Source organism: Actinocrispum sp. NPDC049592, from assembly GCF_040675465.1.
Classification (GTDB): domain Bacteria; phylum Actinomycetota; class Actinomycetes; order Mycobacteriales; family Pseudonocardiaceae; genus Kibdelosporangium.
Window position 1 is genome coordinate 205,880 of sequence record NZ_JBFAPA010000024.1, and the last position, 25,027, is coordinate 230,906.

Sequence of the window (25,027 nt, forward strand, 5' to 3'; positions counted from 1 at the left end):
AAGTGCCCCGCCCCAAGACGCATGACGAGGCCTTACGAGTCCGGCTGTTAGACCGGGCCGGCCAGCTGCTGTCCACCGCCGGACCGGAAGCGTTGAGCCTCCGGCGGCTCGCGGCTGATGTCGGCACCTCGACCACCGCCGTGTACTCGCTGTTCGGCGGCAAGCCCGCCCTCGTCAGGGAGTTGTACACGGCCGCGTTCCAGCGGTTCGGCGCCCGGCTGTCCGAGGTGGACTGCTCCGGCGAGCCGGCCGAGGACCTGGTCCGGATGGGCCTGGCCTACCGCCGGGCCGCCCTGGCCGAACCACACCTGTACTCGATCATGTTCACCAAGGCCGTGGCGGGGTTCGAACCCGACCACGAAGCAGCTGGACATGTCCTCGCGCCGATGGTCGCGGTTGGACGCCGCGCGGGCGTGCCCGACCCGGAGACCGCCGCGATGACGGTCTGGGGCCTGGCGCACGGCCTGGTGTCGCTCGAGCTGAACGGCAACCTGACCGACAGCGGCCAGGTGGAGCGCGTACTGCGCGCCGGCCTGGCCACCCCGCAGCGGGAGAACGCTCACACCGCGCCGTACTGACGGTCCCCGGCGTCACCGAGGCCCGGGACGATGAACCCGGAGTCGTTGAGCCGTTCGTCGACGCTCGCCGTCACCAGCCGGACCGGCAGCCCCGCGTCCTTCAGCGCCTGGATGCCCTCCGGCGCGGCCAGCGCGCACACCGCCGTGACATCCGTGGCGCCCCGGCCGACCAGCAGGTTGATCGTGTGGATCATCGACCCGCCGGTGGCCAGCATCGGGTCGAGCACGAACACCGGCCGCCCGGCGAGGGTCTCCGGCAGCGACTCCATGTACGGCGTCGGCAGCAGGGTCTCCTCGTCGCGGCTCATCCCCACGAACCCCATCTGGGCGTCCGGGATCAGCTTGTGCGCCTGGTCGGCCATGCCCAGCCCGGCCCGCAGCACCGGCACCAGCAGCGGCGGGTTGGCCAGCCAGTGGCCGTCGGTCCGGGCCACCGGCGTGTGGATGCGCTCCACCCGCACGGGAGCGTCCCGCATGGCCTCGTAGATCAGCATCACGGTCAGCTCGTGCAGCGCGGCCCGGAAGGCCGCGCTGTCCGTGCGAGCGTCCCGCATCGTGGTCAGCCGGGCCTTGGCCAGCGGGTGATCAACCTCGACGACATCCATGACGGGGACACTAGCTTGGCTCCGCGCCGGTAGCGCCCCAGGTCGCGTTGGGTGACCGCCCCGACGGCCCGCCTACCCGGCCGATCCGAACCCACCCTTGTGGACAACCTCCTCGGAGATGATCTTCGCTGCCCGCAACTGTCGGTACCACCCCGTACGCTGGATACCGGGGGCCGGAGGCCAAGGGCCGTTGGGAGATAGGGGGTCGTCTCCCCCGGTGGATTCGGGCCGACCCCTTGTCACTTCGTCTGGGTCAACCGAATCGTGAAGCCACCGTTCTTCCCGACAGGCACCGACAACGTCGTCGCCGCGGTCACCTGTTGAGTCGAGTACGCGATCTTGGTGTCGGCTCCGTCGGCGTACAGCTCCGCGGTCCAGGTGCCGCTTTCCAGGAACCGCAACGGCACCGCCAGCCGCGTGGGATCGCCCGCGGTGATCGCGCCAACGAACCAGTCCGCGCCCGACTTCCGTGCCAGGACAGCGAGTTTGCCGGGATCACCGGCCACCAACTTGGTGTCGTCCCAAGCCGCCGGGATCGCGCGCAGGAGTTGTTCCGCCAACGGATAAGTCCGGTAGACGTCCACTTTGTCGGCGAAGTTCTGCAGCCCGGACTCGTAGACCACCGAGAGGGCCAGCTCGGCGGCGTCGGTGTTCGGGCGGACGCCGCTGAACGTCACCGGGGTGAAGTCCATCGACCCGGTCAGGTTCCTGGTGAACGGCAGGGTCAGGTAGTGCTCGATCGGGAACGGCACGCGGCCCGGGCGGGGCCGGGTGCCCTCGGCGCCCTTCACGGCCTCGGCTGACATGACCTGCGGCCAGGTCCGCTCGATGCCACGCGGGATCGGCGCGCCGTGGAAGTCGAGCATCAGGTGGTACTTCGCCGAGGCCGCCAGAACCGCGTCGTACCAACGCATCCGGTCCTGCCCGTCGGACTCGATGAAGTCGATCTTCAGGCCGACCACGCCCCACGACCGGTACAGCTCGAACAACCGGTCCCGTTCACTGTCCGTATCTATTGTCTGCCAACGCACCCAGAGCCAGATGCCGACGTTGCGCTGTTTGGCGTACGCGGTCAGGTCGGGGATCCAGGTGTCCGACCAGCCCGAGTCGACGAGGTCGTACGCCCAGCCCTGGCTCGCCGCGTAGTCGACGTACTTCTTCTGCAGGTCGAGGGTGCCGGTGCCGTCACCCCACCAGGACCACGCGCCCACCCCGGCCGTTATCCACGCCGTGTCATCTACTTTGGACGGTGCCGCCAGGTCGGTGACGAGGTCGCTTTCCGTGACGGTCGAAAGATCACCGACGACCATGACGCGCCATGGGGTGTTCAGCGGAGCCTGCGCGGTCTCGGCCGGATCGGGCAGGGTCAGGTGGAACTTGCGGTCGTCTTTGAGAGTCACCCGCGATCCGCCGTAGCTGCCGTTCAGATCGGACTCCAGCAACAGCATCCACGTGTCGTCCACTTTGAACAGTGCGGGATAGCCGTACTCGATGGGATCCTGGTCGTTGACCCGGCGGTGGACGTGGACGTTCTCGTAGTCACTGCGGCCGTTGTCGTACGGCAGCAGGAATGAGTCCGCCTGGGTGGGGACGGCGAATTCGCTCGATTCGCGGACGACGGTCACCCACTTCGGCGAATCGAACGAGTACCGGTAGGCGACCCCATCCGCCGAGACCCGCACGATCAGGCTCATCACCGCACCCGATCGGTTGGCGAACCGCAACGTGGTCTCCGCGGCGTCGGCCACGTGCCGCAACCGCCGTCCGGACTTGGTCGAGTAGGTCTCGTGCACGGTTCGCTGCGATATCCCCGCGAACCGCAGGTCTTGCGTGAAATCCCCGTGCGCCGTCTCGATCCCCAGCGCCGAGGGCTCCAGCACGGTCGTCGATCCCCGGCGCACCGACAACGTCAGCCGGCCGTCGGCGAGGTCGACGTTCGCTTCCGGCTGCGCGGGTCCGGCGATCCGCCAGTGCGTCGCCGGGGCCGCGTGGCCGTAAGCGGGGACTGCCAACGCCATGGCCAGCACAGCGAGGATGGTCCGCACACGTCCTCTCATGTCACTCCTTCCCGGTTGCGCGGCGGACATCGTCGACAGTAGTCCGATGTCTGGCGGTTATTCACCGCCATTCAGGGCACTTCGAGGCCAATTCATCGGATGTGTCCGGGGTTCTTTCGAGGACTAGGGTCTGCTGTGTGAGCGAGCAGCAGCCGGGGGACCACCTGAGCATCCGCGTGTCGAACGAGGACCGCGAAAAGGTGGCGCAAATCCTGCACACCGCCATGGCCGAGGGCCGGCTTGACCTGAAGGAACTGGAGGAACGCCTCGACGCCGTGTACGCGGCCAAGACGTTCGGCGACCTCGAACCGATCACCCGCGACCTCCCGGTCCAGGGAGTTCCGTTGCCCGCCACCACACCCGTGCCGAGCAACCGGGTCAGCGGCGCCACCGGGCTGAACCAGTCCATCGCGATCATGTCCGGCGTCGACCGCAAAGGCGTGTGGGTCGTCTCGCCGCACCACACCGTCGTCGCGGTGATGGGCGGCGTCGAGCTCGACCTCACCCAGGCCCAGTTCACCGCCGCGGAGACCACCATCCAGGTGTTCGCGTTCATGGGCGGCGTCGAAATCCGCGTGCCGGACGACATCCACGTGCAGGTCGACGGCTTCGGCTTCATGGGCGCCTTCGAGGACAAGAGCCTCGGCGTGCACACCCCCGGCGGCCCCGTGGTGCGGGTCACCGGGTTCGCCATGATGGCCGGCGTCGAGGTGAAACCCCCGAGGCGCCCCAAGAAGAACCGCCGCGAGATCGAGGAGTAATACCCGGGAAACGTTGCCCTGCTGCAATGGCGGCATGGCGCCGTTGCGTTTCCGGGTGGTGCATGGCTACCGGCGGGCATACCGGATGGCCGGCTCAGGACCGGCGATCCTGTTGATCCACGGCATCAGCGACAACTCCGCGACGTGGGCCCCGATCCTGCCCGCGCTGTCCTCGCGCTACACGGTGATCGCGCCGGACCTGCTCGGCCACGGCGCGTCGGACAAACCCCGAGCGGACTACGCGGCCGCCGCCTACGCCTGCGGCATGCGCGACCTGCTCACCGTGCTGGACGTCGAGCGGGTCACCGTGGTCGGGCACTCCCTCGGCGCGGGCGTCGCCATGCAGTTCGCCTACCAGTTCCCGGAACGGTGCGAGCGGCTCGTTCTCGTCGGCAGCGGCGGGGTCGGCCGGGGCGTGCACCCACTGCTGCGCGCAGCGGCGGCGCCCGGTTCGGAGTTCGTGCTGCCGATGGTGACCTCACTGCCCGTACGCGGCCTCGTGCGGGCCTTCCTTCCGTTGGCGCAGCGTGTCTTCGACGTCGGCCCGGATGTGGACTACGTGTGGGACCGGTACGGTACGTGGCACTGCGGGACCGCGGCGCCAGAACCGCGTTCCTGCGCACCCTGCGGTCGGTCGTCGACGCCCGCGGACAGGTCGTGACCATGCTGGACCGCTGCTATCTCACCAAGGGCATGCCGACGCTGGTGATCTGGGGCGCGAACGACCGGATCGTGCCCGCTGGGCACGCCCGCCTCGCCAAAGCCGCCATGCCCGGCGCCCACCTGGAGATCTTCGAGGACGCCGGGCACTTCCCGCACCACAGTTCGCCGGACCGGTTCGCCGCGGTGCTCACCGGCTTCATGGAGTCGACCACCCCGGCGAGCCACGATCCCGCGCAGTGGCGCGCCATCCTGCGCGAGGGCCGCTGGACCGAACCGGAGATCGACGACCTCACCTACTCGAGCGGCTCATAAGGGGACGCCTCCGGCCCCCGGTTTCCAGCCCAGTGCGGGGGGCTGACAGTTTCTGGTGCCGCGAGACCGTTTGAGGGTGGTTGTGCACATCGGGTGTGGCGGCGCGGTCCACGAGCCGTGTGCTGTGTACCGGGCCGATCCTGCGCTGCGCGACCACAGATGCGACTCGGGCGGGGGGCTAGCCGGGGTTTCCGTTGACGTCGCAGATTCGCTGGGCGCGGATGCAGTCCCGCATTCTTCGTTCCAGTTCGGCGGGGTTCCAGGCGTTCATGAAGTCGCCGTGGAAGGTGTAACCCGGGGCTGTGGTCACGTTCGTGCCGTTGCGGGTTCCGGCGAGGGTCAGCCCCGTGCCGATGACCGGGTAGGTGATCAGGAACTCCGTCCGGGGCAGGACCACCGGGTGGGTCGGCGGGCAGACCAGGCCGGGGGCGAAGGCCATGTGGTCCTTGTGGTTCGGCGAGTCCAGGTCACGGCCGTTCCAGCAGGTCGGGAAGTCCAGGTAGGTCTCCAGCTTCGTGCCCGGCGGGCAGTTCATGAAGTCCCGGCTCGACGGGGACTGGCCGACGCAGGACCAGCGGGCCGCCGGGTTCCCGTCCGGGCTCGTCGCGCCCGAGTTGCCGACCACGATCCGTAACCCCTGCGGCGGCGCGATCGCCTGGGTGGGGTTGTGGATGCCTTGGTAGTAGATCGTCACGCTCTCCGGGGCGACCGGTACGCCGTTCTGGTACAGCGTCGGGACCCAGTACGCCGACAGGTCGACCTGGGGCACGCAGTTCGTTGTGCCCGCACGCAACGATTGCAGGGTCGAGGCCGCGTTGGTCGTGCGGTTCCCGAAGAACTCGTGGATGTGCGACACGTTCGGCTGGTTCGGGAACACGATCGGGTCATTGCCCGCGCGGTGGCTGCTCTGGCAGGTGGCGCGGAACTCCGACGCCGCCTGGATGCCCATCTGCCCGGTCATCGCCGCCGCCTGGATGTCCGAGACCATGCCGCCGTGGCTGTGGGCATGCCCCGGGGACAACACCACGACGGTCACCAGGGGCGCCACCGCCACCACCGCGCCAACCCGGAGACGGAAACGTTTCCAAACACGTTCGCCCAGCATGAGACCCTCCGAATCACAGTCGTGAGAGCGCTTCCACAGCTAGAATGTAACAGCACGGTGACCGCGAGAACACCGCCTGCGAGGACATAGACTCAAGCAATGGCCCTACCGCCCGAACTCGCCGACGCGACCCGCGACGAGACGACCTTGCGCCGGTTCCTGCACGGCCTGCCCGGAGTCGACCAGGTCGGCGTCGAGCAGCGCGCCGCGGGCCTGGCGACCCGCAGCATCAAGAAGGCCTCGAAGCTGTGGGCGATCGACACCGCGATCTCCATGGTCGACCTGACCACCCTGGAGGGCGCCGACACCCACGGCAAGGTGCGCTCCCTGTGCGCCAAGGCCCGCAGGCCCGACCCGGAACGCCCGGACGTCCCGCATGTCGCGGCCGTCTGCGTCTACCCCGACCTGGTGGCCACCGCCGTCCAGGCGCTGGACGGCGCGCAGATCGAGGTGGCCAGTGTGGCGACCGCGTTCCCGAGTGGCCGTGCCGCCAAGGAGATCAAGCTGGCCGACGTCAAGGAGGCGGTGAACGCCGGTGCGTCCGAAGTGGACATGGTGATCGACCGCGGCGCTTTCCTCTCCGGCCGGTACGGCCAGGTCTTCGAGGAGATCCAGGCCGTCAAGGCGGCCTGTGGCGAGGCGCACCTCAAGGTCATCCTGGAGACGGGCGAGCTGGTCACCTACGACAACGTCCGCCGCGCGTCCTGGCTGGCGCTGCTGGCGGGCGGTGACTTCATCAAGACCTCGACCGGCAAGGTGTCCCCCGCCGCCACGCTCCCGGTCACGCACGTGATGCTGCAGGCCGTGCAGGACTGGTACAAGACGACCGGGGAGCTGCGTGGCGTCAAACCGGCCGGCGGCATCCGGGCGACCAAGGACGCGGTGCGCTACCTGGTCGCCGTGCACGAGGTGGCCGGCCCGGAGTGGCTGACCCCCAAGCTGTTCCGCTTCGGCGCGTCCAGCCTGCTCAACGACCTGCTGATGCAGCGCCGAACCCAACTCGAGGGCCACTACAGCGGCCCGGACTATGTGACGGTGGACTGACATGACAACTTGGGAGTACGCACCCGCGCCGGAGTCGCGGGACATCGCGAACCTCAAGCCCAGCTACCGGATGTTCGTCGACGGCAGGTTCGTCGAAGGTACGGGCGAGCCGCTCAAGACGATCAACCCGGCCACCGAGGAGGTCCTGGCCGAGGTGTCCACCGCGGCACCGGCCGATGTGGACACCGCGGTGAAGGCCGCGCGCCGCGCCCACGACAAGGTGTGGGGCAAGATGCCCGGCGCCGAGCGGGCCAAGTACATCTACCGGATCGCGCGGATGATCGCCGAGCGCGGCCGTGAGCTCGCGGTACTGGAGAGCCTGGACAACGGCAAGCCGATCAAGGAGTCGCGGGACACCGACATCCCGGTCGCCTCGGCGCACTTCTTCTACCACGCCGGCTGGGCGGACAAGCTGGACTACGCGGGCTTCGGCCCGTCGCCGAAGCCGCTGGGCGTCGCGGGGCAAGTGATCCCGTGGAACTTCCCGCTGCTGATGGCCGCGTGGAAGATCGCGCCCGCGTTGGCTTGCGGCAACACGGTTGTGCTCAAGCCCGCGGAGACGACTCCGCTGACCGCGTTGGTGCTGGCCGAGATCATCCAGCAGGCGGACCTGCCGCCGGGCGTGGTCAACATCATCCCGGGCGCCGGCCAGGTCGGTGCCGAGCTGGTGAACCACCCACAGGTGGACAAGGTCGCGTTCACCGGCTCCACCGAGGTCGGCAAGATCATCCAGGGTTCGCTCGCGGGCACCGGCAAGAAGCTGACCCTGGAGCTGGGTGGCAAGGCGGCCAACATCGTCTTCGAGGACGCGCCGCTGGACCAGGCCGTCGAAGGCATCGTCAACGGGATCTTCTTCAACCAGGGCCACGTCTGCTGCGCGGGTTCCCGGCTGCTGGTCGCCGAGTCCATCGCGGACGAGCTGCTGGAGAAGCTGCGCACCCGCGTGTCAACCCTGCGCGTGGGCGACCCGCTGGACAAGAACACCGACGTCGGCGCGATCAACTCGCCCGAGCAGCTCGCCAAGATCAAGGAGCTGACCAAGGCGGGCGAACAGGAGGGCGCCGAGCGCTGGACGAGCCCGTGCCCGTTGCCGGACAAGGGGTTCTTCTTCGCGCCGACGGTCTTCTCCAACGTCAGCCAGGCCATGCGGATCGCCCGCGAGGAGATCTTCGGCCCGGTGCTGTCGGTCCTCACCTTCCGCACCCCGGACGAGGCCGTGGCCAAGGCGAACAACACCCCGTACGGGCTCTCGGCCGGCATCTGGACCGAGAAGGGCTCGCGGATCCTGTGGATGGCCGACAAGATGCGCGCCGGCGTGGTCTGGGCCAACACGTTCAACCGCTTCGACCCCACCGCGCCGTTCGGTGGCTACCAGGAGTCGGGCTTCGGCCGTGAGGGCGGCCGCGCCGGGCTGGAGGCGTACCTCGATGTCTGAGAACCGGTTGGCTGTAGCCAAAACGTACAAGCTCTACATCGGCGGCGCCTTCCCGCGCTCCGAGTCCGGCCGGACGTACCCGGTCAGCGACACCAAGGGCAAGTTCCTGGCCAACGCGGCCCAAGCGTCCAGAAAGGACGCTCGTGACGCGGTCGCGGCCGCCCGCAAGGCTTTCGGCGGCTGGTCCGCCGCGACCGCGTACAACCGCGGCCAGGTGCTGTACCGGGTCGCGGAGATGCTGGAGGGCCGCCGGGACCAGTTCATCGCGGAGGTCACCGCGAGCGAGGGCACCCGGCGCGCACAGTCCCTTGTGGACCTGGCGATCGACCGCTGGGTCTGGTACGCGGGCTGGACGGACAAGATCGCGACCGTGCTCGGCGCGGCCAACCCCGTCGCCGGACCGTACTTCTCGTTCACCGTGCCGGAACCGACCGGCGTGGTCGCGGTGTTCGCGCCCCAGGAGTCGTCGTTGCTGGGTCTGGTCAGCGTGCTGGCGCCGGTGATCGCGAGCGGGAACACGGCGGTCGTCGTGTCCAGCAAGGACCGCCCGCTGCCCGCGATCACCCTGTCCGAGGTGCTGGCCACGTCGGACGTTCCCGGTGGCGTGGTCAACATGCTGACCGGCAGCGCCGTCGAACTGGCGCCCTGGCTGGCCTCCCACGCGGACGTGAACGCCCTGGACCTGACCGGCGCGCCGACGATCCTGCGCGCCGAACTGGAAAAGGCCGCCGCGGGAACGGTGAAACGCGTCCTGCGCACTCCCCAGGACGAACCGGACTGGACCAAACAGCCGGACATCACACGTCTACGTGCGTATTTGGAGACCAAGACGGTGTGGCACCCTATGGGCGTCTAGGACCCCTGGGGAAAAGAAGTTCACATGCCTGAGTTCGACCAGGCACGGATCGCCGAGACCGTCACCGCGATGCTGAGCGAGAGCCATGGCATCGCGGCGACGGCCGACGGGGGCATCGTGTCGTTGCCGCAACTGTCGCTCAAGATCGTGGTCGAGGAGCCGATCTGGCACCAGGACGGCCAGATGGTGCAGATCCCGATCGCGGTCGGCGACCCCGGGTGGGCCGCGCCCGCCTGGGACCAGGCCGTCGGCATCGCCTCCGAGCACGAGCACCCGGTCGGCCAGGCGCTGATGGGCTGGACGCACAACGTGCTGCCGCTGTTCATCGCGCTGCGCCTGCCGGACCACCCGCTCACCGAGGTGGTCTACCGCGAGGACGCCCGCAACGCCGACGGCTCGAAGGCCGAGATCCTGGCCGGGCCGATGATGACCCGCCGGCTCGGCAAGCTGCCCAAACGGTTCGACGAGGCGCTGGCCGTCCGGCCGCCGACCCTGCGCGTGGTCGACCGGCTGCTCGAGCGGTTCACCGTCAGCCCGGACCCGATCTGGGTGTACACGCTCAGCGGGCGCGCCAACCGCGAGCCCACCGCCGAGGTCGTCGTGAACAACGCGCGGCTGACCGACCGGTTCCCCGGGTTCGACGACCATTTGCGCTGGGGCCGCGGCAGCGGCACGGTGAAGTCCTGGGCGGTGGTCCGGCCGGTCCCCAGTTAGCGGAACTGGGACACGCCGGGCCGCGTCCTAGGGCAGAGTAGGGCGAACCAGAACGGACGGGGGGAACATGCCGGACGGCTTCGAAGTCGAGCCAGAGGCGCTCGAGTCGTACAAGAGCACCATGACGACTATGGCCGACGAGCTGGCGAAGGTCGGCACCGGCACGTTGTCCGGGGTGAACTCGCTGCCCGCCGACTGCTTCGGCAAGATCGGCGCCGAGGTCGGCCTGAACGCCGCCTTCCAGCAGGCCGCCACCTCGCAGCTGGACGGCATCAAGTCGGCCTCGAGCGGGCTGGCCGCGCTGGCCAAGGCCGTCGGCGACGCGCTGACCGGGTACCAGAACCAGCAGAAGGACCACGCCCAGTCGATCAAGAAGGCGGAGCAGGTCTGATGAGCGCCGCGGGGTTCGTGGCCGGCCTGGTCCAGCCGATGAAGGACCATCTGGCCAAACTGGACGGTGACACCGGCGCCGGCAGCCGGGCCGCGGAATCGCTGGGCCGTGGGGTGACCGCGCTCAACGAGCTGAAGGGCCGCCAGGAGTCGCAGGCCAAGACCACGTTGCAGGGCTGGTACGGCCAGCAGGCCAACGCGTTCCAGGGCCGGTCGGCCGCGTTCACCGGCGCGATGAACACGTTGTCCGGCAACGCGACCGCCGCGCAGAACGCCGCCTCGGCCGCGGTGAACGCGGTGAACGGCGGCCGCACGAGCATCCAGACGCTGATCGACGAGTTCGTCAAGTGGGCCACCCCGGTCATGCAGGCCGCGGAATCGGCCGCACAGACCGGGAACGACGGCGCGTGGGCGAGCGCGGCCGCCGAGGCGAAGTCCAAAGCGGACGAATACGCGACGAAGACCGCTGCCGCCCTGCAGAAGGTCAAGGACCAGCTGACCCCGTTGGTGGGCCAGCTCAACGGCCTGCCCAAGGTCGACGCCGGGGCCATGGGCGGGCTCGGCCAGACCATGGGCCCGCCGGACACCGGCCAGACCTCGGTGCAGAGCGCGACCGACAGCAAGAGCGGGATCGACGAGGCCGCTTCCCGCAGCCACAGCGGCAATGGTGGCGGTGGCGGCGGCGGTCATCACGGTGGCGGCGGAGGAGGCGGGGGTGGAGGTGGCGGCGGTACCGCCGTCGGCCCACGCCTGCCGGTCGCCATCCCGCCGCAACCCGGTTCGGGCGTGGGGATCAACCTGCCCGGCGGCGCCAGTGTCGAGGCGCCGAACGAGGTCGCGGCCGCCGCGGTGCGCAAAGCCCTTACCGCGCTTGGCACTCCGTACGTGTGGGGTGCGTCGAACCCACCGGCCGGCACCGACTGCAGCGGCCTGACCTCATGGGCGTACGCGGACGCGGGCCTGCAGCTGCCGAGGCACTCGGCAGCGCAGGCGATGGGCGCGTCGGTTCCGGACCAGAGCCAGCTGCTACCCGGCGATCTCGTTGTATGGCAGGGACATGTGGCCATGGTCATCGGCAACGGGCAGATGATCGAGGCCGGTGACCCGGTCCAGATCAGCCACATCCGCACGTCCAACATCGGCATGCCGTTCCTGGGCTTCTACCGCCCGACCGGCTGAGAACTCCAGCCCGGACCGGGAGATCCGCAGCCGGAACTCGCGGTCCGGGCACACGTAGACGAGCAGGGCGAACGTCAGGAAGACGAGTACGTCAGCCACTTCGGGCTCCTGGATGACCGCCTTCGTCAGCCTGGATGGCCCCCTCGCGCGGCGGTCGATGCGCACTGCCAATGTAGCGCGGGATCCGGCTGGAGTTCAACGGGTTGCGGGTTGTCGATCACGTACCGCCAGCAGCCGTCCTCGCCGCGGCGGGCGACATCGGTGGCGGTGCCGCTGATCCCCGCGGCGGCGATCTCCCAGTCCACAATCAACAGTGCGATGTCCCCGCTGACGTAGACATGCCGTGGCCGCACCTCGATCCTCCTGCCCAGCGACTGGAGTTTCGCGTTGGCCGCGCGCCGGTCGTAGCCGGTGACGGGCGTACCCGGGGAGGGCACCAGAACGGCGTCCGGCTCGTACACGGCGTCCAGCTCGGCCAGGTCGAACGAGTTGAACGCGCGAGCGAACACATGCGGGTGATCACTTGCCTCGGTGGCAAGGGGCAGACTGGGCATATGACCACCGAACACGCCCGGCTCGTGGGTCACCAAACGGAAACCTGGGATGCGCAGCTCGTACCGACCGACCGCGGCCGGGTCCGGCAGCCCACCCCGGACTGCCCGGTCGAGGTGGCGCTGAGCGCGATCTCCGGCCGGTGGACCACCCTGGTCCTGCGCGAGCTGATGCATGGGCCGTGCTCGTTCAGCGAGCTGCGCGACCTGCTGCCGGCGCTGAGCGCCAAGGTGCTGGCCGACCGGCTGCACGGCCTGGTCGAGCGTGGGCTCGTCGTGTGCGAACGGACCGCCGGGTTCCCGGTGCGGACCCGCTACCAGCTGACCGCGCGTGGCCAGGCGCTGCGGCCCCTGCTCAAGACGCTGTACGAGGTCGGATCGGCCCTCGCCGAGGGGCCGGAGGCCATAGACTCGCCCTGTGGTGGGGAATGAGGATCACGGGGTGGAACGGCTCGGCCGGGCCGTGGCCGAGACCGGTGAGCGGGCCGCGCGGATCGGCCATGTGACGGGGACGGCGGCCTCGGGCGACAACGCGATCACGGTGTCGGTGAGCCCGGGCGGGATGCTGCGGTCGGTGGAGATCAAGCCGGCCGTGCTGGGCCGGCACCCCGACGAGGTCGCCCGCGAGGTGCTGCGGCTGGCCGGGCAGGCCACGAGGACCGCGAACGCCCGGATGCACCAGTCGCTGCGGTCCGTGGTCGACCAGAACACCGCACGCAGCCTGACCGACCTGGGTATGCCGCCCGGTCAGGCGCCGCACCGCACCGACGATGACGACGACTACGGCAGGGTGTTGATGTGACGGTGCTGATGTGACCGAGCCGCGTGTCGACGAGTACGTCCAGCAGGCCGAGGAGCGCCGCCGGGCCAGCCAGGACCTGCGCAGGCGGATCGAGTCCGTGCAGGCCACCGCCCGCGACCCGGAGGGCCTGGTCGAGGCCACCACGACGGCCACCGGCGAGCTGAAGTCGCTGCGCCTGCACCCGGCCGCGCTGCACCGCGGCGGCCGCTGGCTGGGCGACACCATCACCAGCGTGGCCCAGCAGGCCGCCGAGTTCGCCAAACAGCGCAGTCTCAACCAACTGGCACTTGTCCTGGGCGACGAGGTGACCGCACAGTTGGAAGGCGCGATGGGCATCGCCCCGGCCAGGGCGGCCGGCTGGGATGTCATCGGGGACCGCGCGCCAACAGCACAGACACCGGTATACCAGCCCGGCACCATCACCACGGCGCCGCAGGACGAGGACGACGACGACGTGTTCGCCTTCGATCCTTCGTCGCTGCGGTCCGACCGGTGATCGACGCGGTCGGCAAAACCCGTAGGCTGCCCGCGGTCGGTGTGCCCAGAATGGGCCCCGGTCACCGGGATCACGCAGTAGTGAATTCAACGCAGTGGTGAATCAAGCAGTGGAGAAGGCGGAGGGCCAATGGCTCAGGACATCGTCCCGATCGAGCTGGGGCTGCCACAGGGCGACGTCGTCACGCTCTGGGCTCCCCGCTGGCGGGAGGACGGCGAGGACTGGGAGGCGTTCCTCGGCGACGAGGACGACCTGTACGGGTTCCCGGACGCGGCCCAGCTGGCCGCCTTCGTGCGGACCGCGGAGGAGCACGACCTGACCGACCACCCGGCCTGGCCGGTGGTGCCCAAGCTGTCGGTGCCCGAGCTGCTGCCCGACGAGTCGCACCAGTTCGACCTGGTCGGTGTGCCGGAGCTGGCCGCCGAGGACCCGGACACCTGGACCATCGACGAGCTGGCCGGCATCGTGGCCATCGTGCGGTCGCTGGCCGACGTGTGCGAGCTGGACGCGGTCAACGACGTGCTCAACGCGGCCGAGGGCTTCGACCTGCTCGACCAGGGCACGTTCGCGTTCAGCGGCCGGGACGGCGAGCGCCGGTGGACCGAGCTGGCCACCACCATCGTCGAGCGCTGGGACGAGGTGCTGGACGCCATCGACGAGGTCGTGGTGACGCCGGACGTGGACGCCGCCGCGCTCGAGGTGGCCGCCGAGGAGCTGGCCGCGTTCCAGGCCGAGGCCGAGGAGGACGCCGAGGCCGTCGCCGACGAGGACGTCGAGGTGCTGGACGCCGAGGACTCCGACGCCGATTCCGAGGAAGAGGACGAGGACGCCGAGCCGGAGCCGGCCGGGTTCTGGGCCGAGGTCGGCATCGACCCGATCAAGATCATCACCGATGGCTCGGAGTACTACACGCTGCGCTGCTACCTCGACGACGAGCCGGTGTTCCTGGGCACCGGCGGCAAGATCGACGTGTTCACCTCGGCGCGTGCGCTCGGCCGCTACATCGCGTCCGGCGAGCTGGACGGCAACGACCTGACCGAGGTGTCCACTTGGGACGACGTGGTCGCCAAGGCCACCGACGGGACCCTCGATGTCGACGTGCACATCGACAACACCTATGTGCTGCAAGGACTTGCCGACGACATCGGCGAGGGCCCGAACTCGATCGACCCGACCCAGCTGGACCTCGCGGTGGAGCTGATCACCGACGCGGCCGACTGGGCCGGTGACGACAGCGTGGGCGAGGCCCTGTCCGAGTCGGAGTCGCTGGGCTGGCTGATCTCGTTCGTGCTGCGGCCAGACCCGACCCGCCTGGTGCCGAGCGCGCCGTTCGACGCCGAGGTGGAGGCCTGGCAGAAACTGGTCAACGCCTTCGAGGACCGCCTCAACGCGCACTGACGCACACCAACGACGACAGAGCCCCCTTCGACCGGAGGGGGCTCTGTCGTGTCCGCATCATTCCGAGGGGTGCTTCTCGGACTCCGCGATCAGGGCCTCGTAGCCGGGCTTGATCACGTTGTTGATCAGGGCGAGCCGCTCGTCGAAGCCGATGAACGCGGACTTCATCGCGTTCACGGTGAACCAGCGCAGGTCGGCCCAGCCGTAGCCGAACGCGTCCACCAGCGCGGCCATCTCGCTGGACACCGTGCAGCCGCTCATCAGCCGGTTGTCGGTGTTGACGGTGACCCGGAAGCGGAGCTTGGTGAGCAGGCCGATCGGGTGCTCGGCGATCGAGTTCGCCGCACCGGTCTGGATGTTGGACGACGGGCACATCTCCAGCGGGATCCGCCGGTCGCGCACGTACCCGGCCAGCCGGCCCAGGTGGTAGGTGCCGTCGCCGTTGTCCTTGATGTCGTCGACGATCCGCACGCCGTGGCCGAGGCGTTCGGCACCGCAGTGCTGGATCGCCTCCCAGATCGACGGCAGGCCGAACGACTCGCCCGCGTGGATGGTGAAGTGGGCGTTCTGCTGGCGCAGGTACTCGAACGCGTCCAGGTTGCGGGTGGGCGGGAAGCCCGCCTCCGGCCCGGCGATGTCGAAGCCGACCACGCCGAGGTCCCGGTAGCGCACCGCCAGCTCGGCGATCTCGGCCGACCGCGCGTTCTGCCGCATCGCGCACAGCAGGGTGCCGATCCTGATCTTGCCGCCGGTGGCCCGCTCGCCCTCGCGGAACCCGGCCTCGACCGCCTCGACGATCTGGTCGAGCCGCATGCCGTGCTCGGTGAACAGCTCCGGCGCGTACCGGACCTCCGCGTAGACGACCCCGTCCGCGGCGAGGTCCTGCGCACATTCGGAGGCCACCCGGACGAGTGCGTCCTCACTCTGCATCACCCCGCAGGTGTGCGCGAAGGTCTCCAGGTAGCGCTCCAGCGTGCCGGCGTTGGCGGCCTCGGTGAACCAGCGGCCGAGCTCGGCCGCGTCGGTGGTGGGAAGATCAACATAGCCGTGTGCTTCGGCGAGTTCGATCACCGTGGCAGGTCGCAGGCCGCCGTCCAGGTGGTCGTGCAGCAGAACCTTTGGGGCGCGTCGAATCGCCTCGGGGGTAACCGGATTCGGGGTCGACATGCCCGTACGTTACCCGCACCACCCATCACCCGATCGTGTCCAACCGGGGCCACGTAATGTGCCCGTCTTGTCACCGCCAGAGGCGGTCGGCCTGCCCCATCGGCCGAGATCAACTAACACGAAACTAACGGGTGGTGCATGGACGAGTTTGGGGACTGGCTAGGCTCCCCAGCGTCTCCCCTCCCCAGGACGAAGGTCACCTCCGTGAACGAGAACAACAACGCCACGGTGTCGTTCGACCGGATGCGCAATATGCTGACGCGCGCGGCCGAGATCCGTGAGAGCGAACAGCAGCAGGTGTTCGACGCGCTGGACGAGATCCACGCCCGGCTCTCCCCGCTGGAGTCGATCGGATCCGTGCGCAAACGGCTGTCCGAGCTACCGGACCGCACCGAGGTCGGCGTGATCGCCGAGCGCCTGGACGAGGCGATGGCGAAGCTCGAGGCCCAGGACACGGCCATCGCCAGCCTTACCCGTGCGGTCGAGTCGATCGTCGACAAGCTGGCCACCCCGTTCGCCCAGCTCGACGGCCGCCTCGACGGCGTCGCCGGCAAGATGGAGGGCGTCGTCGGCCGGATGGACGGTCTCGAGGACAAGCTGGCGAACATCCACCGTCGCATCGACTCGCTCGACGCCCACCTGGACAAGCAGGACGTCAAGGTCGACTCGCTGCCCTCGGCCGTCACCGGCCCGGTGCGCGAGCGGGTGGACACCCTGGAGACCGCGCTGCGCGGGCGGCTGGACGAGGTCGACGAGGGCGTGCACGAGCACCTCGACGGCAGCAAGGACGCCCTGCACCGGCACATCACCGAGGTCAACGACGGCCTCAACGGGCGGCTCGACGAGGCCCGCGACACCCTCGGCTCGACGCGCGACACCCTGTCGTCCACCGTGTCGGACACCCGGGCGGCCCTCGCGGCGTCCTTGGACAACACTCGCGATCTGCTGTCGAAGTCGCTGGACAGCACCCGCGACTCCATCGTCGCGTCGGTGTCCGACAGCCGCGACGGCCTGGCCTCCTCGCTGGAGGAGACCCGCGCCGCCCTGGCCTCGTCCCTGGAGACCACCCACACGGACCTCACCACGTCGCTGACGGGTCTCTCGTCCTCGCTGGACGACACCCGCACGGGCCTGTCCTCGTCGCTGGACGACACCCGCACCTCGCTGGCCTCGTCGCTCGACAAGACCCGCGACGCGCTGGCGTCGTCGCTCGGCGAGGCCAGGGACGCGCTCAACGCGGCCCTGGACGAGACCAAGGAGACGATGGACGCCAGCGACCGGCTGGAGGCCCTCGCGCAGCGCCTCGAGCAGGCCCTGGGCCGCCTGGACGACATGGCCTCGCGGCTGGACACCGTCGAGGACGGTTTCGCCGCCAGGCTGGCCGAGCTGGGCGGGTCCATCGAGCAGAACCTGACCAAGGTGCAGAGCATCGTGGCGGTGCAGCCGGACACCGACAAGGTCACCTCGCTGGTGCGCAAGAGCAACGAGGAGACCGAGCGCCGGATCGGTGGTCACCTCGACGAGGCCATGGCCACGTTCGCCGAGCTGATGATGGGCGGCGGCCCCACCATGCCCGCCGCGCCGCCGTCGACGCTGCCCCGCCAGCAGCGGCGGGCCCGCGGCAGCAAGAAGGTCAACGGCGAGAAGCCCCGCCTGGAGGAGCTCGAAGAGGCAGACGCCTCCGACGAGTCCTGACACCCGAACGAAACGGCCCCCGGTGCGCACCGGGGGCCGTTTCGTTTGTGTCTCAACGGATTGTGTCGATGAGGAGCTTCCGCGGGGCGCGGGCCTCGTCGCCGATGTCGTAGCCGCCGAAGAGGGCGTCGAGGGCGCTCGGGACGGCGTCGGGAGTGTCGGTGTGCAGTTCCAGGAGGGGGTCGCCGACGCGGACGAGGTCGCCGGGTTTGGCGAGGATGGTGATGCCCGCGGCGTGTTGGACGGCGTCTTCCTTGCGGGCGCGGCCGGCGCCGAGGCGCCACGCGGCGACGCCGACGGAGTACGCGTCGAGGTGGGTGAGGACGCCGTCCTTGGTGGCGGACACGACGTGGACGTGTGCCGCCTTGGGCAGGGGGGCGGTGGGGTCGCCGCCCTGGGCGCTGATCATGCGGCACCAGGTCTCGTACGCCTCACCGGAGGCGAGCACGCGCCGGGGGTCGGTGGAGATCCCGGCCAGCGACAGCATCTCGGCCGCCAAAGCCACGGTGAGTTCGACGACGTCCTGGGGTCCGCCGCCCTGCAACACCTCGACCGACTCGGCGACCTCGTTGGCGTTGCCGACCGCCCGCCCGAGCGGCACGGACATGTCGGTCAGCATCGCGGTCACGTTGCGACCGTGCGACTTCCCGATCCCGACCAGCGCCTCGGCCAGCGAACGCGCCTGCGCCAGGCTCTTCATGAACGCGCCCGAGCCGACCTTGACGTCCAGCACGAGCGACGAGGCGCCCTCGGCGATCTTCTTGCTCATGATCGAACTGGCGATCAGCGGGATCGACTCCACGGTCGACGTGACGTCCCGCAACGCGTAGAGCTTCTTGTCCGCGGGCGCGAGCCCTTCGGTCGCCGCACACACCACCGCGCCGACGGTCTGCAGCTGCTGCTCGATCTCGTCGGTGCTCAGCTGCGCACGCCAGCCGGGGATGGACTCGAGTTTGTCCAACGTGCCGCCGGTGTGCCCGAGCCCTCGCCCCGACAGCTGCGGCACGGCGGCCCCGCACGCGGCCACGAGTGGCGCCAGCGGCAACGTGATCTTGTCACCGACACCGCCGGTGGAGTGTTTGTCCACAGTCGGCCGGTCGACCTTCAAGTCCAGCGTCTCGCCGGAGTCGATCATGGCCTGGGTCAGCCGGGCGGCCTCGGCGGTGTCCATGCCGTTCAGGAAGATCGCCATGGCCAGCGCGGACATCTGCTCGTCGGCCACCACACCGCGGGTGTACGCGTCGACGACCCAGTCGATCTGGTCGTCGGACAGCCGGTGCCCGTCCCGCTTGGTGCGGATCACGTCGACCGCGGACAGCCGTTCCCGGCTCATGGTGCCTCCTAGCGTCGTCTACCGCCGACAGCCTACGTTCACGCAGGCAGATGCTCCGGCCCGAACGCGTCCGGCAGCACAGCGCTCATCGGCAGCACCCCCTGCGGCGTGTCCAGCAGGCACTCGGGCCCGCCGAACTCGTAGATGATCTGCCGGCACCGCCCACACGGCATCAGCAGCTCCCCCGACCCGCTCCGGCACGCCACCGCGACGAACCGGCCGCCACCTGTCAGCCGCAGCTGCCCGGCCATCGTGCACTCCGCACACAGCCCAAGCCCGTAGGACGCGTTCTCCACATTGCACCCCACAACCACCCGGCCGTCCGAAACCAGCGCCGCAGCGCCCACCTGGAGGCCGGAATAGGGGCAGTACGCGTTCGCGGCCGCCTCGATCGCCGCGGCCCGCAGGGCATCCCAGTCAGGAGTCATGATCCGAACCTAAGCGAGACGGTAACGAGTGCGCAGCAGGGACCTATCGTGCCGGCGTGGGAGGTCTCCTGCTGTGGATCGCCGACAAGTTCTTCGGCGCGTTCCTCCACCCAGGTGGATCGCCGGGATCGCCGCGACCTTGCCTTCCGCGATGCGGAGAGAACGGATCTCCGGCAACCCGTTCCGGCTGTGCCTCGGTGCGGCTGCCGTGGATCTCGGCAGCCGCACCTCGGTCATCTCACGAGCCTGAGCCTCTTCGGTAGATGAAGCCGTCTGCCTGGGGCATTCGTAGTCGTTGCGACGCCACCGCTAGCACAACCAACGTCACGAAGTGCGGGGCGTAGGGGGTGAGGTCGCGGGGCAGTTCGTCGACGCTGTAGTAGATGGCGTAGAGGGCGCCAGCGGCCAGGACCGCGAAGCCCGCGGCGAACCACTTGCGGCGCACCAGTTGTACAACCACGACGATCACGAGCAACAGCACCGCCGCGTACAGCAGCGCGAGGACCGCGGGGCCGCGGCCGGAGAGTTGCAGGCCGTCGGTGTAGCCGAACAGCGCTGAGCCCGCCAGCAATCCACCGGGGCGCCAGTTGCCGAAGATCATCGCGGCGAGGCCGATGTAGCCCCGGCCGTTTGTCTGGTTCTCGAGATAGTCGGCGCCGTCCTTGAGCAGGACCAGGGACGCGCCGCCCATGCCCGCGAGGGCGCCGGAGATCAGCACGGCGACGTACTTGTAGCCGTACACGTTGACGCCCAAGGATTCCGCGGCGACTGGGTTCTCGCCGCAGGACCGGAGGCGCAGGCCGAACCGCGTCCGCCACAGGATCAGGTAGCTCGCCGGCACCAGCAGGATCGTGATCATCGTCAGCGGCGCCACCTGGGTCACCAGGCCGCGCACCAGACCGGCCACGTCGGACAGCATCACCCGCTGCTGGCTTTCCAGGTCCGCCAGCCAGTCCGTCAGCCCCGAGGCCGAGTAGGTGTCGAACTTCGGCACCACCGGCGACATTCGCGGGTTTCCGGAGATCGGCTGGAAGATCAGGTGCGCCAGGTACTTCGCGACACCCAGGCCCAGCAGGTTGATCGCCACACCGGAGACGATGTGGTTCACGCCGAACGTCACCGTGGCGATCGCGTGCAGCAACGCGCCCAGGGCACCCATCACACACGCCGCGATCAGGCCGACCCAGGGGCCGCCGTAGTAGCTTCCCCAGGCGGCGCCCCAGGTTCCGAGGATCATCATGCCCTCGAGGCCGATGTTCACCACACCCGCGCGCTCGGACCACAGGCCGCCCAACGCCGCCAGCAAGATCGGCAACGCGAGCCGCAGGGCGGTCTGGGCGGTGGTGGACGAGGTGAGGTCGGTGTTGCCGGTCAGGTACGAAGCCGTTGACAGCACGGCGATCGCGCCGACCGCCCACAGCACACCCCTGAGCCAGCCGGGGAAACGACGGCGCTTGGGGGGCACCGCCATGGTCACCGGGCCGGTGACCGTCGTCGGAGCAGCCATCAGGACGCACCTCCCGCCGCGAGCTGGCGGCCGACCCGCCGTTGCTCCGCGGCCAGCTCGAACCGGCGCACGATCTCGTACGCGATGACCACCGAGAGCACGATCGCACCCTGCATGATCGTGGTGATCTCCTGCGGCACACCGACGTTGTCCAACGCCACCGCGGACTTGTCCAGGAACGCCCACAGCAGCGCGCCCAGGGCGATCCCGCCCGGGTGGTTGCGCCCGAGCAGCGCCACCGCGATGCCCACGAACCCATATCCCGCAGGGGATGTCTGCAGGTACTCGTGGTCACGCCCAAGCAGTTCGGGCAGACCGGTGAGACCGGCGACCGCGCCGGACAGCAACATCGCGGTCATGATCATCTTGCGGGCGTCGACACCACCGGCGGTCGCGGCGGTCGGCGACTCACCGGTCGCCTTGAGCTCGAACCCGAACCGGGTCCGGTTCAGCAGCACCCAGTACCCGACGCCGACCAAAGCCGCGATGAACACGAACCCGAACAACTCCCCGGTGCCAAAGGGAATCCCGGGCACCCAGCCGGACGACTCGATGGTCTTCGTCGCGATGTTGTTGCCCACCTGGACACCGAAGGCATCCGTACCCGCGAGGTACGCGATCAGGCCGATCGCGATGGCGTTCAACATGATCGTCGAGATGACCTCGCTGACCCCGCGGTACACCTTGAGCAGCGCGGGAACCAGCGCGTACAGCGCGCCGGACACGGTCGCCACCAGGATGATGAAGACGACGTGGATCACCGGCGGCAGCGCGATCTCGCCACCGGCGATCGCGGCCACCACCGCGGCGAACCGGTACTGGCCCTCGACCCCGATGTTGAACAGGTTCATCTGGAAGCCGATGGCCACCGCGAGACCGGCGAGGTAGTACACCGACCCGCTGTTGATGGTGTCCACAAAGGTCGTTCCGCGGCCCAGCTGCCCGATCATCGCACCGAACGCCTCGAACGGGTCATCGCCCGAGATGACCAGCGCGATGGTGCACAACAGCACCGAGAACACGATCGCCAGGACCGGCGGCAGCAGTTTGCCGCGCAGGGACGACTTCACGACTGCGCCTCCCTTGCCGCGCCGGTCATCGCGCTGCCGAGGTCTTCCGGGGTCACCGTGGACGGGTCCTCTTCGGACACCAGCCGGCCACGCAGCATCACCACGATCCGGTCGGACAGGCCGATCAGCTCGTCCAGGTCGGCCGACACCAGCAGCACCGCGAGCCCGTCGGCCCGCGCCTGCCGGATCTGCTCCCAGATCAACGCCTGCGCGCCGACATCCACCCCTCGCGTGGGATGCGAGGCGATCAACAGCACCGGGTTACCGGAAAGTTCCCGGCCGACAACGAGTTTCTGCTGGTTCCCACCGGACAACGCGGCCGCGGGCACCTCGATGCCGGGTGTGCGGACGTCGTACTGCTCGACGATCCGGCGAGTGTCCTTCTTGGCCCCGGCGATGTTCAGCCACTGTCCGCTGGAGACCGGTTCGCGGGTCTGGTAGCCGAGCATCCGGTTGGCCCACAACGGTTGCGTCAGCAGCAGACCGTGCCGGGTGCGGTCCTCGGCGATGTAGCCGATCCCCGCCTCACGCCGGGCCAGGGTGCCGGACTTGGTGATGTCGACGCCGTTCAGGGTGACCGTGCCGCTGGTTGCCTTGCGCATGCCCATGATGGTCTCGACCAGCTCGGTCTGCCCGTTGCCCTCGACACCGGCGATGCCGAGCACCTCACCGGAGTGCACGACCAGGTCGATGTGGTCCAGGATCGCCCGCGCGGAACCGGGTTCCCGCAGCGCCAGTTCCGACACCGTCAGCACGGGCTGGTCGGTGACGGTGGACTCGCGGGTCTCCGGGCTGGGCAGCTCGCTGCCGACCATCATCTCGGCCAGCTGCCGGGAGCTGATCGTCTTGGGGTCGGCCGAGCCGACCGTGGTGCCGCGGCGGATCACGGTGACCGAGTCGGCGATCGCGCGCACCTCGTCCAGCTTGTGCGAGATGAAGATGAAGGTGAACCCGTCGTCGCGCATCTGCCGCACGGTGCCGAACAGGTCGTCGACCTCCTGCGGCACCAGCACGGCGGTGGGTTCGTCGAGGATCACGATCCGGGCGCCGCGGTAGAGCACCTTGATGATCTCCACGCGCTGCCGGTCGGCGACACCCAGATACTCGAGCGGACCATCGAGGTCCGTTTTCAGCCCAGTTCTCTCGGCCAGTCCGGCGACCTCGGCCTTGGCCTTGCGGCCGGTGCCGTGCAGGCCCTCCGCGCCGAGCACCACGTTCTCCAGCACGGTCAGGTTGTCGGCGAGCATGAAGTGCTGGTGCACCATGCCGATGCCGACCTTGATCGCGTCGGACGGGTTGCGGAAGTGCACCTGCCGGCCGTTGACCTCGATGGTGCCCTCGTCGGGCTGCTGCATCCCGTACAGGATCTTCATCAAGGTGGACTTGCCCGCGCCGTTCTCCCCGCAGACCGCGTGCACCTCACCCTTGCGCACCACGAGGTCGACGTCGCTGTTGGCGACCACCCCCGGGAAGCGTTTGGTGATGCCCTTCAGCACGACGGCCGGCTCTCCTGCCACTGTTGTGGTCATGGTGTACCAGCTCCCTGAACCGGGGCCGGGGCCCAGGAGTGTGCACTCCAGGGCCCCGGTTCTGCCGTTTGGCGAAGGTTACTTGTCGGCGACGGTGATCTTGCCGTCGACGATCTGCTGCTTGTACGCCTCCAGCACCGACTTGATGTCGTCGATCTTGCCGCCGGAGGTCGCGTAGCCGACGCCGTCCGCCTTCAGGTCGAACCGCTTGGGCAGCGTGTCCACCTTGTTGCCCGCCACGGCCTGGATGTAGTCGAACACCGCCACGTCGACCCGCTTGAGCATGGACGAGATGATCACGTCCTTGGAGTCGGCGACGGTGGCCTGGTTGTACTGGTCGGAGTCAACGCCGATGGCCAGCACGTTCTTCGACTTCGCGGCCTGGAAGACGCCCTTACCGGAGGCACCGGCGGCCTGGTAGACCACGTCGGCGCCGCGGCCGATCTCACCGGCGGCCACGGTGTTGCCCTTGGCCGGGTCCTGGAAGCCGCTGAAGTCACCGGCCGGGGTGATGTACTCGGACTCGATCTTCGCGTCCGGGGCGGCGGCCTTGACGCCCTGCTTGAAGCCCGCCTCGAACTTCTGGATCAGCGGCACGTTCACGCCACCGACGAAGCCGACGTGGCAGCCCTTGCTCTTGTACGCCGCGGCCACACCGACCAGGAACGAGCCCTGCTCCTCGGCGAACACGAGCGGGGTCACGTTCGGCAGCTTGATGGTGTCGTCGTCGACGATCGCGAACTTGACGTTCGGGTACTGCCTGGCGATCGCCTCGACCGACTTGGCGTAGGCGAAGCCCACCGCCACGATCGGGTTGTAGCCGCCGTCGGCGAGCTGGCGCAGACGGCTCTGCTTGGCGTCCTCCGACTCGTTCGGCGCGGCGGTCAGCTCCTTGACGTCCTTGACGCCCATGTCCGACTTGGCCTTGTCCAGTCCGGCCGCGGCGGCATCGTTGAACGACGCGTCGCCGCGCCCGCCGATGTCGTAGGCGAGGCCGACCTTGAGCGCGCTGGCATCCACCTTCCCGGCGGAGCCACTGCTGGCGGCGCTGCTGCCACCGGACGCCTGCGGCACCGGGTTCGTCTTGCACCCGGCACTTGCCGAGCTCGACTGACCGCCACCGGCCGGTGGCGCGCTGTTGCCGCCACCCGAGTCCTTGGCGCAACCGGCCAGCGCAAGGGCACCGGTCAAGGCGACGGCCGCCAACGTGGTAACGCGCGATCGACGCACGACTTACTCCCTCCCCGCTCCAAGAGCAGCGACGACCCGGCATCGGGGTGCCGGGCATTGGGCGAATTGGCGAACCGTACCCGCCCGTAGGACGCCCTCAGCACAGCACCGGCCCGGCGTAA

Annotated in this window: 26 protein-coding genes; 15 read left to right on the top strand and 11 right to left on the bottom strand. The window is 69.2% G+C overall.

From position 1 onward, the window contains the following. The first annotated feature begins 2 nt into the window (after positions 1-2). Positions 3-578 (top strand): TetR/AcrR family transcriptional regulator, encoded by a 576-nt coding sequence (locus tag AB0J95_RS44750; protein ID WP_364771908.1) that lies wholly within the window; start codon positions 3-5, stop codon positions 576-578. On the opposite strand, the gene upp is transcribed toward AB0J95_RS44750, so the two are convergent. Together upp and AB0J95_RS44760 are read right to left on the bottom strand one after the other, a co-directional pair. Continuing rightward, a complete protein-coding gene (gene upp, locus AB0J95_RS44755; protein WP_364771910.1) occupies positions 560-1,183 on the bottom strand; it encodes a uracil phosphoribosyltransferase in 624 nt (207 codons plus the stop codon). The genes AB0J95_RS44750 and upp overlap by 19 nt on opposite strands. A 239-nt stretch (positions 1,184-1,422) precedes the next feature. Continuing rightward, positions 1,423-3,240, bottom strand: coding sequence for a glycoside hydrolase family 97 catalytic domain-containing protein (locus AB0J95_RS44760; RefSeq protein WP_364771912.1), 1,818 nt, complete (start codon positions 3,238-3,240; stop codon positions 1,423-1,425). A gap of 137 nt (positions 3,241-3,377) precedes the next feature. Here AB0J95_RS44760 and AB0J95_RS44765 point away from each other — a divergent pair, with 137 nt between their 5' ends. From AB0J95_RS44765 to AB0J95_RS44775, 3 genes are read left to right on the top strand one after another with little or no spacing between them, the layout of a single operon-like run. Then, positions 3,378-4,001, top strand: a complete 624-nt coding sequence (locus AB0J95_RS44765) for a DUF1707 domain-containing protein (protein WP_364771914.1) — start codon at positions 3,378-3,380, stop codon at positions 3,999-4,001. Positions 4,002-4,035: 34 nt separating this feature from the next. Continuing rightward, positions 4,036-4,662 (top strand): alpha/beta fold hydrolase, encoded by a 627-nt coding sequence (locus tag AB0J95_RS44770; RefSeq protein ID WP_364771915.1) that lies wholly within the window; start codon positions 4,036-4,038, stop codon positions 4,660-4,662. A gap of 2 nt (positions 4,663-4,664) precedes the next feature. Next, complete coding sequence (locus AB0J95_RS44775) at positions 4,665-4,976, top strand: alpha/beta fold hydrolase (RefSeq protein ID WP_364771978.1); 312 nt, start codon at positions 4,665-4,667, stop codon at positions 4,974-4,976. Between the two features lie 178 nt (positions 4,977-5,154). Here the strand turns inward: AB0J95_RS44775 and AB0J95_RS44780 are convergent, their stop codons facing one another. Then, positions 5,155-6,024 (bottom strand): DUF1996 domain-containing protein, encoded by an 870-nt coding sequence (locus AB0J95_RS44780; protein WP_364771917.1) that lies wholly within the window; start codon positions 6,022-6,024, stop codon positions 5,155-5,157. 156 nt (positions 6,025-6,180) lie between these two features. Here AB0J95_RS44780 and deoC point away from each other — a divergent pair, with 156 nt between their 5' ends. From deoC to AB0J95_RS44810, 6 genes are all read left to right on the top strand, one after another. Continuing rightward, positions 6,181-7,125, top strand: coding sequence for a deoxyribose-phosphate aldolase (deoC, locus tag AB0J95_RS44785; RefSeq protein ID WP_364771919.1), 945 nt, complete (start codon positions 6,181-6,183; stop codon positions 7,123-7,125). Position 7,126: 1 nt separating this feature from the next. Then, positions 7,127-8,560, top strand: coding sequence for an aldehyde dehydrogenase family protein (locus AB0J95_RS44790; protein ID WP_364771921.1), 1,434 nt, complete (start codon positions 7,127-7,129; stop codon positions 8,558-8,560). After that, positions 8,553-9,416 carry an aldehyde dehydrogenase family protein gene (locus tag AB0J95_RS44795; RefSeq protein ID WP_364771923.1) on the top strand — a complete coding sequence of 288 codons (864 nt, stop codon included), beginning with the start codon at positions 8,553-8,555 and terminating at the stop codon, positions 9,414-9,416. The genes AB0J95_RS44790 and AB0J95_RS44795 overlap by 8 nt, the downstream gene beginning before the upstream one ends. 24 nt (positions 9,417-9,440) lie before the next feature. After that, a complete protein-coding gene (locus tag AB0J95_RS44800) occupies positions 9,441-10,130 on the top strand; it encodes a hypothetical protein (protein ID WP_364771925.1) in 690 nt (229 codons plus the stop codon). Between the two features lie 67 nt (positions 10,131-10,197). Continuing rightward, positions 10,198-10,521, top strand: coding sequence for a type VII secretion target (locus tag AB0J95_RS44805; RefSeq protein WP_364771927.1), 324 nt, complete (start codon positions 10,198-10,200; stop codon positions 10,519-10,521). Beyond that, complete coding sequence (locus tag AB0J95_RS44810; protein ID WP_364771929.1) at positions 10,521-11,699, top strand: C40 family peptidase; 1,179 nt, start codon at positions 10,521-10,523, stop codon at positions 11,697-11,699. Before AB0J95_RS44805 ends, AB0J95_RS44810 begins: the two co-directional genes overlap by 1 nt. Before the next feature lie 125 nt (positions 11,700-11,824). Here the strand turns inward: AB0J95_RS44810 and AB0J95_RS44815 are convergent, their stop codons facing one another. Further along, a complete protein-coding gene (locus tag AB0J95_RS44815; RefSeq protein WP_364771931.1) occupies positions 11,825-12,253 on the bottom strand; it encodes a nuclear transport factor 2 family protein in 429 nt (142 codons plus the stop codon). Between AB0J95_RS44815 and AB0J95_RS44820 the strand changes: the two genes are divergently transcribed. The 4 genes from AB0J95_RS44820 (at position 12,254) to AB0J95_RS44835 (ending at position 14,946) form a co-directional block, all read left to right on the top strand. Next, the gene (locus AB0J95_RS44820; RefSeq protein WP_364771933.1) at positions 12,254-12,682 is read left to right on the top strand and encodes a helix-turn-helix domain-containing protein; all 429 of its coding nucleotides are present in this window, start codon (positions 12,254-12,256) and stop codon (positions 12,680-12,682) included. After that, positions 12,669-13,052: a YbaB/EbfC family nucleoid-associated protein gene (locus AB0J95_RS44825; protein ID WP_364771934.1), complete on the top strand. Its 384-nt coding sequence runs from the start codon at positions 12,669-12,671 to the stop codon at positions 13,050-13,052. The genes AB0J95_RS44820 and AB0J95_RS44825 overlap by 14 nt, the downstream gene beginning before the upstream one ends. A 10-nt stretch (positions 13,053-13,062) precedes the next feature. Further along, positions 13,063-13,548, top strand: coding sequence for a YbaB/EbfC family nucleoid-associated protein (locus AB0J95_RS44830; protein WP_364771936.1), 486 nt, complete (start codon positions 13,063-13,065; stop codon positions 13,546-13,548). Positions 13,549-13,677: 129 nt separating this feature from the next. After that, on the top strand, positions 13,678-14,946 hold the full coding sequence (locus AB0J95_RS44835) for a primosomal protein (protein ID WP_364771938.1): 1,269 nt from the start codon (positions 13,678-13,680) through the stop codon (positions 14,944-14,946). Between the two features lie 57 nt (positions 14,947-15,003). Here the strand turns inward: AB0J95_RS44835 and AB0J95_RS44840 are convergent, their stop codons facing one another. Further along, the gene (locus AB0J95_RS44840) at positions 15,004-16,113 is read right to left on the bottom strand and encodes an adenosine deaminase (protein WP_364771940.1); all 1,110 of its coding nucleotides are present in this window, start codon (positions 16,111-16,113) and stop codon (positions 15,004-15,006) included. A 204-nt stretch (positions 16,114-16,317) separates the two neighbouring features. Between AB0J95_RS44840 and AB0J95_RS44845 the strand changes: the two genes are divergently transcribed. Beyond that, positions 16,318-17,808, top strand: a complete 1,491-nt coding sequence (locus tag AB0J95_RS44845) for a hypothetical protein (protein ID WP_364771942.1) — start codon at positions 16,318-16,320, stop codon at positions 17,806-17,808. Between the two features lie 52 nt (positions 17,809-17,860). Here AB0J95_RS44845 and AB0J95_RS44850 read toward each other — a convergent pair whose 3' ends face one another. The 6 genes from AB0J95_RS44850 to AB0J95_RS44875 form a co-directional block, all read right to left on the bottom strand. Beyond that, positions 17,861-19,141 (bottom strand): thymidine phosphorylase, encoded by a 1,281-nt coding sequence (locus tag AB0J95_RS44850; RefSeq protein ID WP_364771944.1) that lies wholly within the window; start codon positions 19,139-19,141, stop codon positions 17,861-17,863. 38 nt (positions 19,142-19,179) lie between these two features. Further along, positions 19,180-19,572: a cytidine deaminase gene (locus AB0J95_RS44855; protein ID WP_364771979.1), complete on the bottom strand. Its 393-nt coding sequence runs from the start codon at positions 19,570-19,572 to the stop codon at positions 19,180-19,182. Between the two features lie 235 nt (positions 19,573-19,807). After that, complete coding sequence (locus tag AB0J95_RS44860) at positions 19,808-21,076, bottom strand: ABC transporter permease (protein WP_364771946.1); 1,269 nt, start codon at positions 21,074-21,076, stop codon at positions 19,808-19,810. After that, positions 21,076-22,146, bottom strand: coding sequence for an ABC transporter permease (locus AB0J95_RS44865; protein WP_364771948.1), 1,071 nt, complete (start codon positions 22,144-22,146; stop codon positions 21,076-21,078). Before AB0J95_RS44865 ends, AB0J95_RS44860 begins: the two co-directional genes overlap by 1 nt. After that, positions 22,143-23,675: an ABC transporter ATP-binding protein gene (locus AB0J95_RS44870; protein WP_364771950.1), complete on the bottom strand. Its 1,533-nt coding sequence runs from the start codon at positions 23,673-23,675 to the stop codon at positions 22,143-22,145. The genes AB0J95_RS44865 and AB0J95_RS44870 overlap by 4 nt, the downstream gene beginning before the upstream one ends. A 78-nt stretch (positions 23,676-23,753) precedes the next feature. Next, entirely contained in the window at positions 23,754-24,905 is a 1,152-nt protein-coding gene (locus tag AB0J95_RS44875) for a BMP family ABC transporter substrate-binding protein (protein ID WP_364771952.1), read from the bottom strand. Positions 24,906-25,027: the final 122 nt, after the last annotated feature.